This window comes from Pseudomonas sp. Tav-5-1A, assembly GCF_055755055.1.
In genome coordinates this window covers 125,611-140,019 of record NZ_CM146901.1, presented here as the reverse complement: position 1 = coordinate 140,019, position 14,409 = coordinate 125,611, and the positions used below count along the sequence as shown (strand labels likewise).

The window sequence follows — 14,409 nt, the reverse complement described above, 5'->3', positions numbered from 1 at the left end:
TGTGAAATGCAAACTTTCGGTTCGTATCATCTTCACAACACCGCAATCTGGTCGTTCGACGCAAATTGCTTGGGTGTTATATGGTCAAGCCTCACGGGCAATTAGTATTGGTTAGCTCAACGCCTCACAGCGCTTACACACCCAACCTATCAACGTCGTAGTCTTCGACGGCCCTTTAGGGAACTCAAGGTTCCAGTGAGATCTCATCTTGAGGCAAGTTTCCCGCTTAGATGCTTTCAGCGGTTATCTTTTCCGAACATAGCTACCCGGCAATGCCACTGGCGTGACAACCGGAACACCAGAGGTTCGTCCACTCCGGTCCTCTCGTACTAGGAGCAGCCCCTCTCAAATCTCAAACGTCCACGGCAGATAGGGACCGAACTGTCTCACGACGTTCTAAACCCAGCTCGCGTACCACTTTAAATGGCGAACAGCCATACCCTTGGGACCGGCTTCAGCCCCAGGATGTGATGAGCCGACATCGAGGTGCCAAACACCGCCGTCGATATGAACTCTTGGGCGGTATCAGCCTGTTATCCCCGGAGTACCTTTTATCCGTTGAGCGATGGCCCTTCCATACAGAACCACCGGATCACTAAGACCTACTTTCGTACCTGCTCGACGTGTCTGTCTCGCAGTCAAGCGCGCTTTTGCCTTTATACTCTACGACCGATTTCCGACCGGTCTGAGCGCACCTTCGTACTCCTCCGTTACTCTTTAGGAGGAGACCGCCCCAGTCAAACTACCCACCATACACTGTCCTCGATCCGGATAACGGACCTGAGTTAGAACCTCAAAGTTGCCAGGGTGGTATTTCAAGGATGGCTCCACGCGAACTGGCGTCCACGCTTCAAAGCCTCCCACCTATCCTACACAAGCAAATTCAAAGTCCAGTGCAAAGCTATAGTAAAGGTTCACGGGGTCTTTCCGTCTAGCCGCGGATACACTGCATCTTCACAGCGATTTCAATTTCACTGAGTCTCGGGTGGAGACAGCGCCGCCATCGTTACGCCATTCGTGCAGGTCGGAACTTACCCGACAAGGAATTTCGCTACCTTAGGACCGTTATAGTTACGGCCGCCGTTTACCGGGGCTTCGATCAAGAGCTTCGCGTTAGCTAACCCCATCAATTAACCTTCCGGCACCGGGCAGGCGTCACACCCTATACGTCCACTTTCGTGTTTGCAGAGTGCTGTGTTTTTAATAAACAGTCGCAGCGGCCTGGTATCTTCGACCGGCATGGGCTTACGGAGCAAGTCCTTCACCCTCACCGGCGCACCTTCTCCCGAAGTTACGGTGCCATTTTGCCTAGTTCCTTCACCCGAGTTCTCTCAAGCGCCTTGGTATTCTCTACCCAACCACCTGTGTCGGTTTGGGGTACGGTTCCCGGTTATCTGAAGCTTAGAAGCTTTTCTTGGAAGCATGGCATCAACCACTTCGTCGCCTAAAGGCAACTCGTCATCAGCTCTCGGCCTTAGAATCCCGGATTTACCTAAGATTCCAGCCTACCACCTTAAACTTGGACAACCAACGCCAAGCTGGCCTAGCCTTCTCCGTCCCTCCATCGCAATAACCGGAAGTACAGGAATATTAACCTGTTTTCCATCGACTACGCTTTTCAGCCTCGCCTTAGGGACCGACTAACCCTGCGTCGATTAACGTTGCGCAGGAAACCTTGGTCTTTCGGCGTGGGTGTTTTTCACACCCATTGTCGTTACTCATGTCAGCATTCGCACTTCTGATACCTCCAGCAAGCTTCTCAACTCACCTTCACAGGCTTACAGAACGCTCCTCTACCGCATCACCCAAAGGGTGATACCCGTAGCTTCGGTGCATGGTTTGAGCCCCGTTACATCTTCCGCGCAGGCCGACTCGACTAGTGAGCTATTACGCTTTCTTTAAAGGGTGGCTGCTTCTAAGCCAACCTCCTAGCTGTCTAAGCCTTCCCACATCGTTTCCCACTTAACCATGACTTTGGGACCTTAGCTGACGGTCTGGGTTGTTTCCCTTTTCACGACGGACGTTAGCACCCGCCGTGTGTCTCCCATGCTCGGCACTTGTAGGTATTCGGAGTTTGCATCGGTTTGGTAAGTCGGGATGACCCCCTAGCCGAAACAGTGCTCTACCCCCTACAGTGATACATGAGGCGCTACCTAAATAGCTTTCGAGGAGAACCAGCTATCTCCGAGCTTGATTAGCCTTTCACTCCGATCCACAGGTCATCCGCTAACTTTTCAACGGTAGTCGGTTCGGTCCTCCAGTCAGTGTTACCTAACCTTCAACCTGCCCATGGATAGATCGCCCGGTTTCGGGTCTATACCCAGCGACTAAACGCCCTATTAAGACTCGCTTTCGCTACGCCTCCCCTATTCGGTTAAGCTCGCCACTGAATATAAGTCGCTGACCCATTATACAAAAGGTACGCAGTCACAGAACAAGTCTGCTCCCACTGCTTGTACGCATACGGTTTCAGGATCTATTTCACTCCCCTCTCCGGGGTTCTTTTCGCCTTTCCCTCACGGTACTAGTTCACTATCGGTCAGTCAGTAGTATTTAGCCTTGGAGGATGGTCCCCCCATATTCAGACAAAGTTTCTCGTGCTCCGTCCTACTCGATTTCATGACCAAGAGATTTTCGCGTACAGGGCTATCACCCACTATGGCCGCACTTTCCAGAGCGTTCCGCTAATCTCAAAGCCACTTAAGGGCTGGTCCCCGTTCGCTCGCCACTACTAAGGGAATCTCGGTTGATTTCTTTTCCTCAGGGTACTTAGATGTTTCAGTTCCCCTGGTTCGCCTCTTGCACCTATGTATTCAGTACAAGATAACCATCTTATGATGGCTGGGTTCCCCCATTCAGACATCTCCGGATCACAGTCTGTTTGCCGACTCCCCGAAGCTTTTCGCAGGCTACCACGTCTTTCATCGCCTCTGACTGCCAAGGCATCCACCGTATGCGCTTCTTCACTTGACCATATAACCCCAAGCAATCTGGTTATACTGTGAAGACGACATTCGCCGAAAATTTGCAATACAATCACAAATTTTACCTTAGCCTGATCCGTTACCAGTGAAAGTAACGTTCAGTCTATCTTTCTATCACATACCCAAATTTTTAAAGAACGATTCTGATAAAGTTCAGAAATCAACATTCGATGCGAATGCTCATTTCTAAGCTTTGTCGGTAGGTGGTGGAGCCAAGCGGGATCGAACCGCTGACCTCCTGCGTGCAAGGCAGGCGCTCTCCCAGCTGAGCTATGGCCCCAACAAGAAACTGGTGGGTCTGGGCAGATTCGAACTGCCGACCTCACCCTTATCAGGGGTGCGCTCTAACCAACTGAGCTACAGACCCAGTTAAGAGCTGTTACCGATATCGTCTTCTTCAATGAATCAAGCAATTCGTGTGGGAGCTCATGATACAGCTGATGTCGTCGATTAAGGAGGTGATCCAGCCGCAGGTTCCCCTACGGCTACCTTGTTACGACTTCACCCCAGTCATGAATCACACCGTGGTAACCGTCCCCCCGAAGGTTAGACTAGCTACTTCTGGTGCAACCCACTCCCATGGTGTGACGGGCGGTGTGTACAAGGCCCGGGAACGTATTCACCGCGACATTCTGATTCGCGATTACTAGCGATTCCGACTTCACGCAGTCGAGTTGCAGACTGCGATCCGGACTACGATCGGTTTTGTGAGATTAGCTCCACCTCGCGGCTTGGCAACCCTCTGTACCGACCATTGTAGCACGTGTGTAGCCCAGGCCGTAAGGGCCATGATGACTTGACGTCATCCCCACCTTCCTCCGGTTTGTCACCGGCAGTCTCCTTAGAGTGCCCACCATAACGTGCTGGTAACTAAGGACAAGGGTTGCGCTCGTTACGGGACTTAACCCAACATCTCACGACACGAGCTGACGACAGCCATGCAGCACCTGTCTCAATGTTCCCGAAGGCACCAATCCATCTCTGGAAAGTTCATTGGATGTCAAGGCCTGGTAAGGTTCTTCGCGTTGCTTCGAATTAAACCACATGCTCCACCGCTTGTGCGGGCCCCCGTCAATTCATTTGAGTTTTAACCTTGCGGCCGTACTCCCCAGGCGGTCAACTTAATGCGTTAGCTGCGCCACTAAAGACTCAAGGTCCCCAACGGCTAGTTGACATCGTTTACGGCGTGGACTACCAGGGTATCTAATCCTGTTTGCTCCCCACGCTTTCGCACCTCAGTGTCAGTATCAGTCCAGGTAGTCGCCTTCGCCACTGGTGTTCCTTCCTATATCTACGCATTTCACCGCTACACAGGAAATTCCACTACCCTCTACCATACTCTAGCTTGCCAGTTTTGGATGCAGTTCCCAGGTTGAGCCCGGGGATTTCACATCCAACTTAACAAACCACCTACGCGCGCTTTACGCCCAGTAATTCCGATTAACGCTTGCACCCTCTGTATTACCGCGGCTGCTGGCACAGAGTTAGCCGGTGCTTATTCTGGCGGTAACGTCAAAACAGCAAGGTATTAGCTTACTGCCCTTCCTCCCACCTTAAAGTGCTTTACAATCCGAAGACCTTCTTCACACACGCGGCATGGCTGGATCAGGCTTTCGCCCATTGTCCAATATTCCCCACTGCTGCCTCCCGTAGGAGTCTGGACCGTGTCTCAGTTCCAGTGTGACTGATCATCCTCTCAGACCAGTTACGGATCGTCGCCTTGGTGAGCCATTACCTCACCAACTAGCTAATCCGACCTAGGCTCATCTGATAGCGCAAGGCCCGAAGGTCCCCTGCTTTCTCCCGTAGGACGTATGCGGTATTAGCGTTCCTTTCGAAACGTTGTCCCCCACTACCAGGCAGATTCCTAGGCATTACTCACCCGTCCGCCGCTGAATCGAAGAGCAAGCTCTTCTCATCCGCTCGACTTGCATGTGTTAGGCCTGCCGCCAGCGTTCAATCTGAGCCATGATCAAACTCTTCAGTTCAATACTGCAATCGGGTTTTGAGAAAACCCTATAAACTTGGCTCAGCAATCGTTGGTTAAACCATGATTTCTCGTGGAGTAACTTATGATGCTGATAATCTTTTTGACTATCAGTCTGAGTCACAAGCACCCACACGAATTGCTTGATTCAATTGTTAAAGAGCGGTTGGTTGATTCTTTCGTCTCAACCGAGGCGCGCATTCTACGCTTTCCTCAGAGCCTGTCAAGCGTTTATTTTGAAGTTTTTCAGAGAATCTCTAACAACTTCAACCACTTGGCTCGCTTCGATCTCTCGTTAGCGGGAGGCGAATTCTACAGCAACTTACGTTGCTGTCAACTGCCTTTTTCACCGCTTTCGACGTTAAGATCGAAACCCCTCGGAGCTGCTTACTTCGGTTAACTCGTTGAGTTTCAAGGAGTTTTCCGTTTCGGTTGCGCCGGAAGTGGGGCGAATTATAGAGAGATTTGGGGGCAGGTCAAGGGTTAATTTCGAGGAATTGTCTTTAAGATCAAAAGCATCCGGCAGGCGACCGCGTTACGGCCGCCAGGCGCATGTCGGGAGAGGTTCAGGCGTCATGACATCGAGCGCCGCCCGCGCGGCGCGACCCGGCCTGCGGCGGACGGCCGCCCCGCCGGTACTACCCGTTTGTTTCGGGCCAGTTATGTCAGTGGCATCTCCCGGGGCCGCCTTGGTGGTACCAATGGAGATTTGCAGTGGGCAAACAAGGCGGGCAAGGTGATGGCACTGCCATGACTGGCCCGAAACAGATGTAGGAGCCGGGCTTGCCCGCGATGCGCCGCGCGGGCGGCGCTCGATCTCAAGGGCGCTAGAAAAACAACGACTGGCACCTGGCGGCCGTCCCCCAATCCCCCACCTATATATAGAAGCCCCTCAAACCACCCCATCCCCCCGCAACCGCTCCAACGCCTCCCCACCAATCCCCAACACCCGCCCCAACACCTCCGCCGTATGCTCCCCCAACAGCGGCGGGGCACGCCTGTACTCCACTGGCGTCTCCGACAGCCGAATTGGGGACGCCACCTGTGGGACGATGCCCGCCAAGGCATGGGGCAGCTCCACTGCCAGCCCGCGGGCCTGCACCTGGGGATCGGCGAACACCTGGGCGAGATCATTGATAGGCCCGCAGGGCACGCCTGCCTGCTCCAGCTGTGCCACCCACTGCGCCGTGGTCTTGAACACCGTGGCCTGGCGAATCAGCGGGATCAGCTCGGCACGATTGGCGACCCGCAGCTTGTTGGTCAGGAAACGCGGATCAACAGCCCACTGCGGCTGCCCAGCCACCTCGGCGAACTTGCGGAACTGGCTGTCGTTCCCCACGGTAAGGATGAAATCCCCATCGGCCGTAGGAAAGTCCTGGTACGGCACTATATTAGGGTGCGCATTGCCCAGCCGTTTCGGTGCCACGCCGGTGGTGAGGTAGTTCATGGCCTGGTTGGCCAGGCAGGCTACCTGCACGTCCAGCAACGCCATGTCGATGTGCTGGCCGCCGCCATGCTGGTCACGGTGGGCGAGGGCGGCCAGGATGGCGACGGTGGAATAGAGGCCGGTGAGGATGTCGGTCAAGGCCACGCCGACTTTCACCGGCCCGGCGCCTTCATCTCCCTCGGGGCGACCGGTCAGGCTCATCAGCCCGCCCAGCCCCTGAATCATGAAGTCATAGCCTGCGCGCTTGGCGTAGGGGCCGGTCTGGCCGAAGCCGGTGATCGAGCAATAGATAAGCTGCGGGTTCACCGCCTGCAACGAGGCATAGTCCAACCCAAACGCTGCCAGGCCACCCACCTTGAAGTTCTCGATGACGATATCCGACTTCGCTGCCAGCTCGCGCACCAGGCGCTGGCCCGCGGGCTGGGTGAAGTCGATGGTCACCGATTGCTTGTTGCGGTTGGCGGACAGGTAATAGGCAGCCTCGCTGGTGTTCTCGCCTTCTATATCGCGCAGGAAGGGCGGGCCCCAGGCGCGCGTGTCGTCGCCGGCGCCTGGACGCTCGACCTTGATGACCTCGGCCCCCAGGTCGGCGAGGATCTGCCCGGCCCAAGGGCCGGCCAGCACGCGCGACAGGTCCAGCACCCTAAGATGTGACAGCGCACCCATGGCCCGGCTCCTTCTATTAATAGAACGCCTGGATGCCGGTCTGCGCACGCCCAAGGATCAGCGCATGCACGTCATGGGTGCCCTCATAGGTGTTGACCACCTCGAGGTTGACCAGGTGGCGGGCCACGCCGAACTCATCCGAGATGCCGTTGCCGCCCATCATGTCGCGAGCCATCCGGGCGATGTCCAGGGACTTGCCGCAGGAGTTGCGCTTCATGATCGAGGTAATTTCCACCGCCGCCGTGCCTTCGTCCTTCATGCGCCCCAGGCGCAGGCAACCCTGCAGGGCCAGGGTGATCTCGGTCTGCATATCGGCCAGCTTCTTCTGGATCAGCTGGTTGGCCGCCAACGGGCGCCCGAACTGCTGGCGATCCAGGGTGTACTGGCGCGCGGTGTGCCAGCAGAACTCTGCCGCACCCAGCGCACCCCATGAGATACCGTAACGCGCCGAGTTCAGGCAGGTGAACGGGCCCTTGAGGCCGCGCACGTCGGGGAAGATGTTTTCTTCAGGGACGAACACGTTATCCATGACGATCTCGCCGGTGATGGATGCACGCAGGCCGACCTTGCCATGAATGGCAGGGGCGCTGAGGCCCTGCCAGCCCTTTTCCAGCACGAAGCCACGAATATCGCCGGCATCATCCTTGGCCCACACCACAAACACATCGGCGATGGGGCTGTTGGTGATCCACATCTTGCTGCCGGTCAGGCGGTAGCCGCCTTCCACCGAGCGGGCACGGGTGATCATGGCGCCCGGGTCGGAGCCATGGTTGGGCTCGGTCAGGCCGAAGCAGCCGATCCACTCGCCACTGGCCAGCTTGGGCAGGTATTTCTGCTTCTGCGCCTCGGTGCCGAACTCGTTGATCGGCACCATCACCAGCGAGCTCTGGACGCTCATCATCGAGCGGTAGCCGGAGTCCACACGCTCCACCTCACGGGCAATCAGGCCGTAGCACACGTAGTTGAGACCGCTGCCGCCGTACTGCTCGGGAATGGTCGCGCCCAGCAGGCCGATCTCGCCCATCTCGCGGAAGATGGCCGGGTCGGTCTTTTCGTGACGAAACGCTTCCAGCACCCGCGGCGCCAATTTGCCCTGGGCGAACTGCTGGGCGCTGTCGCGCACCATGCGTTCTTCTTCGCTGAGCTGCTGGTCGAGCAGCAGCGGATCGATCCAATTGAAGCTGGCCTTGGCGCCCATGAAGTGTCCTCGTCGTAAATGAATAGGAATACCTTGATGCTAGGCGCCGAAAGGGCAGGGGACAAACGAGGATTTCGCATAGCCTTGTGCTAATTTCTCACTCCGAGAGGCGATAAAAGCCCAATAAGCGCCTCCACTTGTGAGGTTGCCGTACATGCGCCGCAAAATCCCCAGCACCACCGCGCTCATCTGCTTCGAAGCCGCTGCGCGCCACGAAAGTTTTACCAAGGCTGCCCAGGAGCTTTCCCTCACACAAGGCGCCGTGTGCCGGCAGATAGGCGGCCTGGAAGCGTTCCTCAATGTCGAACTGTTCCAGCGTTCGCGCCGCGGCGTGAAACTGACCGAGGCCGGCCTGTCCTACAGCCGCCAGGTCGCCACCCAGCTGGACGCCGTGGAACGCGACACGCTGTCGGTGATGGGCCAGCAGGGCAGCAATACCATCGAGCTGGCCGTAGTGCCCACCTTTGGCACCCAGTGGCTGCTGCCCAGGCTCAAGGGCTTCCAGCGCGAGCACCCGGACATCACGGTGAACCTCACCAACCGCACCCGGCCATTCCTGTTTGCCGACACCCCCTTCGACGCCGCCATCTATTTCGGCGACGCCGACTGGCCCGGCACCCAGGCCCACCGGCTGATGGGCGAGAACCCGGTGCCGGTGTGCAGCCCGGCGCTGTTGGCGGGCAGGGCACAGCTTGACGCCCAGGCCATCGCCCAGCTGCCGCTGCTGCAACAGACCACGCGCCCCTACGCCTGGCGCCAGTGGTTCAATAGCCTGGGAATGAACGTGAGCCGTGACATGACAGGCCCGCGCTATGAACTATTCTCCATGCTTTCCCAGGCCGCCATGCACGACATGGGTATTGCGCTGATCCCGCCATTCCTGATCCAGCGCGAGCTGGAGGAGGGCAGGCTGGTGGTCGCCAACGCCCACGCACTGGCCAGCCACAAGGCCTATTACCTGATGATTGCCGAGCGCAAGGTCGAATCCGCCTCGATGAAGGCGTTTCGTGATTGGCTGGTGGCCGAGTCGATTCGCTATGTAGTTGATCATCAAGGAAAAGGTTCAAAAGTAACTATGTAGTCCATAAACATGGAAACCTACAGATGTAAGGAAATGTCGTTTTTACGAAGACTGTAATGGCTGCCTGTAAAATTTGCTGAACACCCCGTTCTACATGGCCTACAGCCCTTTTTCCGGGTCATTTCGCGCTATTCACCGGAACAATGTAAAAAAATATTAAATCCCTACAGAAAAGCTGGAAAGCCCGAGCCATCGGGGCTCGACCGGGTATGTTGCGGCAATCGGTCACAGGGTGACTTGTAGTGTTTCGTCCGTCACCCTTCATAACTGGTTGAAGGCCTGCAATAACGCCTGCAAAATGCCGCGCCCCGCCGCAATCAGGCGGGATCGTGCTGATCGGCCGCCCCAGATGCGCCATCCGTAGTGCGCTGGTTAACTCAATAAGATCAAGCAGGAGATTTGACGTGCACATTGGTGTTCCTCTCGAAACGCAGACGGGCGAAACACGGGTTGCTGCAACCCCGGAAACCATCAAGAAACTGATTGGCCAAGGCCACAAGGTCACTGTCCAGAGTGGCGCCGGCGTCAATGCCAGCGTGACCGACAGCGCCTATGAAGCCGCCGGCGCAGTCATTGGCAGCGCTGCCGATGCCTTCGGTGCCGAGCTGATCCTGAAGGTGGTTGCCCCCAACGACGCAGAACTGGCGCAGATAAAGAGCGGCACCGTTCTGGTCGGCATGCTCAACCCGTTCAACAACGAAACCATCGCCAAGATGGCCGAACGCGGCATTACCGCCTTTGCCCTGGAAGCCGCCCCGCGTACTTCCCGCGCGCAGAGCCTGGACGTGCTGAGCTCGCAGGCCAACATCGCCGGCTACAAAGCCGTGCTGCTGGCCGCCCATCACTACCCGCGCTTCATGCCTATGCTGATGACCGCCGCCGGCACCGTAAAGGCTGCCCGCGTGCTGATCCTGGGCGCCGGTGTTGCCGGCCTGCAGGCCATCGCCACGGCCAAGCGCCTGGGTGCGGTGATCGAGGCGTCGGACGTGCGTCCTGCGGTGAAGGAGCAGATCGAGTCGCTGGGCGCCAAGTTCATCGATGTGCCGTACGAGACGGACGAAGAGCGCGAATGCGCCGAAGGCGTCGGCGGTTACGCCCGCCCGATGCCGGCCAGCTGGATGCAGCGCCAGGCCCAGGCCGTGCACGAACGCGCCAAGGCCTCCGACATCGTCATCACCACCGCGCTGATCCCGGGCCGCAAGGCGCCGACCCTGCTGAGCGCCGAAACCGTCGCGCAGATGAAACCAGGCTCGGTGGTCATCGACCTGGCCGCCGCACAAGGCGGCAACTGCCCGCTGACCGTGGCCGACCAGGTAGTGGTCGAGAACGGCGTGATCATCTGTGGCCCCACCAACCTGGCTGCCATGGTCGGTGCCGATGCCTCGGCGCTGTACGCACGCAACCTGCTGGACTTCATGAAGCTGGTGTTCGACAAGGACGGCCAGTTCACGATCAACCTTGAAGACGACATCGTCGCTGCGTGCCTGATGTGCCGCGACGGCCAAGTCATCCGCAAGAACGGCTGAGGACAATAACAATGGAAGACATGCTGATCTCCCACGGCGTCTATAACCTGATCATCTTCGTGCTGGCGATCTACGTCGGCTACCACGTGGTCTGGAACGTCACACCTGCCCTGCACACCCCGCTGATGGCCGTTACCAACGCCATCTCGGCCATCGTCATCGTCGGCGCCATGCTGGCTGCCGCCCTGACCGTGACCCCGCTGGGCAAGATCATGGGCACCCTGGCCGTGGCCCTGGCCGCGGTCAACGTATTCGGTGGCTTCCTGGTGACGCGCCGCATGCTGGAAATGTTCAAGAAGAAGGCGCCGAAAGCGTCCGCCGAGGTGAAAAAGTAACATGAGCATGAACCTCGTCACTCTTCTGTACCTTGTAGCCTCGATCTGCTTCATCCAGGCGCTCAAGGGCCTGTCTCACCCGACCACGTCGCGTCGCGGCAATATGTTCGGCATGCTGGGCATGACCCTGGCCGTGCTGACCACCATTGGCCTGATCTACAAGCTGGGCGCCGAGCTGGCTACCGGCGGTATCGCCTACGTGATCGTCGGCCTGCTGGTCGGCGGCACCGCCGGTTCGATCATGGCCAAGCGCGTGGAAATGACCAAGATGCCCGAGCTGGTCGCCTTCATGCACAGCATGATCGGCCTGGCCGCGGTGTTCATCGCCATTGCCGCCGTGGTCGAGCCACAGTCGCTGGGCATCGTCCCGGCCCTGGGCGACGCCATCCCTACGGGTAACCGCCTTGAGCTGTTCCTGGGTGCGGCCATCGGTGCCATCACCTTCTCCGGTTCGGTGATCGCCTTCGGCAAGCTGTCGGGCAAGTACAAGTTCCGCCTGTTCCAGGGCGCACCGGTACAGTTCGCCGGCCAGCACAAGCTGAACCTGGTACTGGGCCTGGCTACCCTGGCCCTGGGCCTGACCTTCATGTTCACCGGCAGCTACGGCGCCTTCGCGCTGATGCTGGCCCTGGCGTTCGTGATGGGCGTGCTGATCATCATCCCGATCGGCGGCGCCGACATGCCGGTAGTCGTGTCGATGCTCAACAGCTACTCGGGTTGGGCAGCCGCCGGCATCGGCTTCTCGCTGAACAACTCGATGCTGATCATCGCCGGCTCCCTGGTGGGTTCGTCGGGTGCGATCCTGTCGTACATCATGTGCAAGGCCATGAACCGCTCGTTCTTCAACGTGATCGGCGGCGGCTTCGGCGGCGCGACCGACGTTGGCGGCCCAGCGGGTGCGAAAGAAGCCCGTCCGGTGAAATCCGGTTCTGCTGACGACGCCACCTTCCTGCTGACCAACGCCGACACCGTCATCATCGTTCCCGGCTACGGCCTGGCAGTGGCCCGTGCCCAGCACGCGCTGAAAGAGCTGACCGAGAAGCTGACCCACAACGGCGTGACCGTGAAGTACGCGATCCACCCGGTTGCCGGCCGTATGCCTGGCCACATGAACGTACTGCTGGCCGAGGCCGAAGTGCCGTACGACCAGGTGTTCGAGATGGACGACATCAACTCCGAGTTCGGCCAGGCCGACGTGGTGCTGGTGCTGGGTGCCAACGACGTGGTCAACCCTGCCGCCAAGAACGATCCGAAGTCGCCGATCGCCGGCATGCCGATCCTGGAAGCCTTCAAGGCCAAGACCATCATCGTCAACAAGCGCTCGATGGCCAGCGGCTACGCCGGCCTGGACAACGAACTATTCTACCTGGACAAGACCATGATGGTGTTCGGTGACGCGAAGAAGGTCATCGAGGACATGGTCAAGGCTGTCGAATGACGGCTTGATCCACGGCAATACCCAAAACCCCGGCGCTGGTTAGGCTGGGGTTTTTTATTTCCGATATACCTTGGTCTTAGAAACGCCCCCGCCGGCCTGGGTTTACGACCTAAGTCGTGGGACGAATTTTTTTCAAATCACTAGACTGCGCAACAGCTCCGCTACCCGAGATAACAAAACATGTACCGTGACCGTATCCGCTTGGACGCCTTGCAGAGCAAGGTGATGAGTGCGGCTGATGCCGCTGCCCTGATCAAGGACGGCATGACCGTCGGCATGAGCGGCTTTACCCGCGCAGGCGAAGCCAAGGCCGTGCCCCATGCACTGGCCGAGCGCGCCAAGCAGACACCGCTGCAGATCACCCTGATGACCGGCGCCAGCCTGGGCAATGACCTGGACAAGCAGCTGACCGAGGCCGGCGTGCTGGCCCGGCGCATGCCGTTCCAGGTCGACAGCACCCTGCGCAAGGCCATCAACGACGGCAAGGTGATGTTCATCGACCAGCACCTGTCCGACACCGTCGAGCAGCTGCGCAACCGCCAGATCAAGCCGGTGGACCTGGCCGTGATCGAGTGCGTAGCTATCACCGAGGAAGGCCACCTGGTGCTCAGCACCTCGGTGGGCAACTCCGCCAGCTTCGCCATCCTGGCGAAGGAAGTGATCGTCGAGATCAACCTGTCGCAGCCCCTGGAGCTCGAAGGCCTGCACGACGTCTACATCCCCAGCTACCGCCCGACGCGCCTGCCTATTCCGGTGCTGAAGGCTGACAGCCGCATCGGCAGCGGCGCGGTGAAGATCGACCCGGCGAAGATCGTTGGCATCGTCATCAGCAACCAGCCCGACTCGCCGTCCACCGTGCTGCCGCCGGACGACGAGACCCAGGCCATCGCCGACCACCTGGTAGACTTCTTCAAGAGCGAAGTGGCCGAGGGGCGCCTGACCAACAGCCTGATGCCGCTGCAAGCGGGCATCGGCACCATCGCCAACGCCGTGATGTGCGGCCTGGTGGACTCGCCGTTCGAGAACCTGACCATGTACTCCGAAGTACTGCAGGACTCGACCTTCGACCTGTTCGACGCCGGCAAGCTGGAATTCGCCTCGGGCAGCTCCATGACCCTGTCTGCCAAGAAGCACGCCGAGGTGTTCAGCGACTTCAACCGCTACAAGTCGCGCCTCGTGCTGCGCCCGCAGGAAATCTCCAACCACCCGGAGGTGATCCGTCGCCTGGGCATCATCGGCATCAACACCGCACTGGAGTTCGACCTGTACGGCAACGTCAACTCCACCCACGTGTGCGGGACCAAAATGATGAACGGCATCGGCGGCTCGGGCGACTTTGCCCGCAACGCCCACCTGGCCATCTTCGTCACCAAGTCCATCGCCAAGGGCGGCGCCATTTCCAGCGTGGTGCCCATGGTCAGCCACGTCGACCACACCGAGCATGACGTGGACATCCTCGTCACCGAGGTGGGCCTGGCCGACCTGCGCGGCCTGGCGCCGCGCGAGCGCGCCCGGGCGATCATCGACAACTGCGTGCACCCAAGCTACCGCGCCGCGCTGAACGAGTACTTCGAAGCAGCCTGCGCCCGTGGCGGCCACACCCCGCACATCCTGCGCGACGCCCTGCAATGGCACAGCAACCTGGAAGAGACCGGGCGCATGCTGGCCGTGTGAGGCAACACAGTTGGCAGCTGATGCAAGGCAATAGCGCATCAGTTGCCCAACTGTTCAAAGATACTTTCTAAAT

The 14,409-nt window shown here is 58.6% G+C and carries 7 protein-coding genes, 2 tRNA genes and 2 rRNA genes; 5 read left to right on the top strand and 6 right to left on the bottom strand.

Going from position 1 to position 14,409, the window contains the following annotated elements; all coding sequences use genetic code 11:
- Positions 1-80 precede the first annotated feature (80 nt).
- From AC0J42_RS00675 to AC0J42_RS00650, 6 genes are all read right to left on the bottom strand, one after another.
- Positions 81-2,973 (bottom strand): 23S ribosomal RNA (locus AC0J42_RS00675).
- 215 nt (positions 2,974-3,188) lie between these two features.
- Positions 3,189-3,264, bottom strand: a tRNA-Ala gene (locus tag AC0J42_RS00670).
- A 10-nt stretch (positions 3,265-3,274) separates the two neighbouring features.
- Positions 3,275-3,351 (bottom strand) — tRNA-Ile (locus AC0J42_RS00665).
- Positions 3,352-3,435: 84 nt separating this feature from the next.
- Positions 3,436-4,972: ribosomal RNA gene (locus AC0J42_RS00660) — 16S ribosomal RNA — on the bottom strand.
- The 16S and 23S rRNA genes sit together here with 2 tRNA genes alongside, the layout of an rRNA operon.
- Before the next feature lie 891 nt (positions 4,973-5,863).
- A complete protein-coding gene (locus AC0J42_RS00655; RefSeq protein WP_473005026.1) occupies positions 5,864-7,084 on the bottom strand; it encodes a CaiB/BaiF CoA transferase family protein in 1,221 nt (406 codons plus the stop codon).
- Positions 7,085-7,100: 16 nt separating this feature from the next.
- The gene (locus AC0J42_RS00650) at positions 7,101-8,282 is read right to left on the bottom strand and encodes an acyl-CoA dehydrogenase (RefSeq protein ID WP_416421768.1); all 1,182 of its coding nucleotides are present in this window, start codon (positions 8,280-8,282) and stop codon (positions 7,101-7,103) included.
- 154 nt (positions 8,283-8,436) lie between these two features.
- On the opposite strand from AC0J42_RS00650, the gene AC0J42_RS00645 reads away from it, so the two are divergent.
- The 5 genes from AC0J42_RS00645 (at position 8,437) to AC0J42_RS00625 (ending at position 14,336) form a co-directional block, all read left to right on the top strand.
- Positions 8,437-9,363 carry a LysR family transcriptional regulator gene (locus AC0J42_RS00645; protein ID WP_473005025.1) on the top strand — a complete coding sequence of 309 codons (927 nt, stop codon included), beginning with the start codon at positions 8,437-8,439 and terminating at the stop codon, positions 9,361-9,363.
- Positions 9,364-9,767: 404 nt separating this feature from the next.
- Positions 9,768-10,889, top strand: a complete 1,122-nt coding sequence (locus tag AC0J42_RS00640; protein ID WP_416421766.1) for a Re/Si-specific NAD(P)(+) transhydrogenase subunit alpha — start codon at positions 9,768-9,770, stop codon at positions 10,887-10,889.
- 11 nt (positions 10,890-10,900) lie between these two features.
- Positions 10,901-11,224: an NAD(P) transhydrogenase subunit alpha part 2 gene (locus tag AC0J42_RS00635; protein WP_008367291.1), complete on the top strand. Its 324-nt coding sequence runs from the start codon at positions 10,901-10,903 to the stop codon at positions 11,222-11,224.
- A gap of 1 nt (position 11,225) precedes the next feature.
- The gene (locus AC0J42_RS00630; RefSeq protein ID WP_473005024.1) at positions 11,226-12,662 is read left to right on the top strand and encodes an NAD(P)(+) transhydrogenase (Re/Si-specific) subunit beta; all 1,437 of its coding nucleotides are present in this window, start codon (positions 11,226-11,228) and stop codon (positions 12,660-12,662) included.
- A gap of 180 nt (positions 12,663-12,842) precedes the next feature.
- The gene (locus tag AC0J42_RS00625; protein ID WP_416421764.1) at positions 12,843-14,336 is read left to right on the top strand and encodes an acetyl-CoA hydrolase/transferase family protein; all 1,494 of its coding nucleotides are present in this window, start codon (positions 12,843-12,845) and stop codon (positions 14,334-14,336) included.
- Positions 14,337-14,409: the final 73 nt, after the last annotated feature.

Bases quoted from the DNA above. Each gene is read 5' to 3' on its own strand.
- AC0J42_RS00650 (WP_416421768.1), bottom strand. From the start codon at position 8,282: ATGGGCGCCAAGGCCAGCTTCAATTGGATCGATCCGCTGCTGCTCGAC.
- AC0J42_RS00655 (WP_473005026.1), bottom strand. From the start codon at position 7,084: ATGGGTGCGCTGTCACATCTTAGGGTGCTGGACCTGTCGCGCGTGCTG.
- AC0J42_RS00635 (WP_008367291.1), top strand. From the start codon at position 10,901: ATGGAAGACATGCTGATCTCCCACGGCGTCTATAACCTGATCATCTTC.
- AC0J42_RS00645 (WP_473005025.1), top strand. From the start codon at position 8,437: ATGCGCCGCAAAATCCCCAGCACCACCGCGCTCATCTGCTTCGAAGCC.
- AC0J42_RS00625 (WP_416421764.1), top strand. From the start codon at position 12,843: ATGTACCGTGACCGTATCCGCTTGGACGCCTTGCAGAGCAAGGTGATG.
- AC0J42_RS00630 (WP_473005024.1), top strand. From the start codon at position 11,226: ATGAGCATGAACCTCGTCACTCTTCTGTACCTTGTAGCCTCGATCTGC.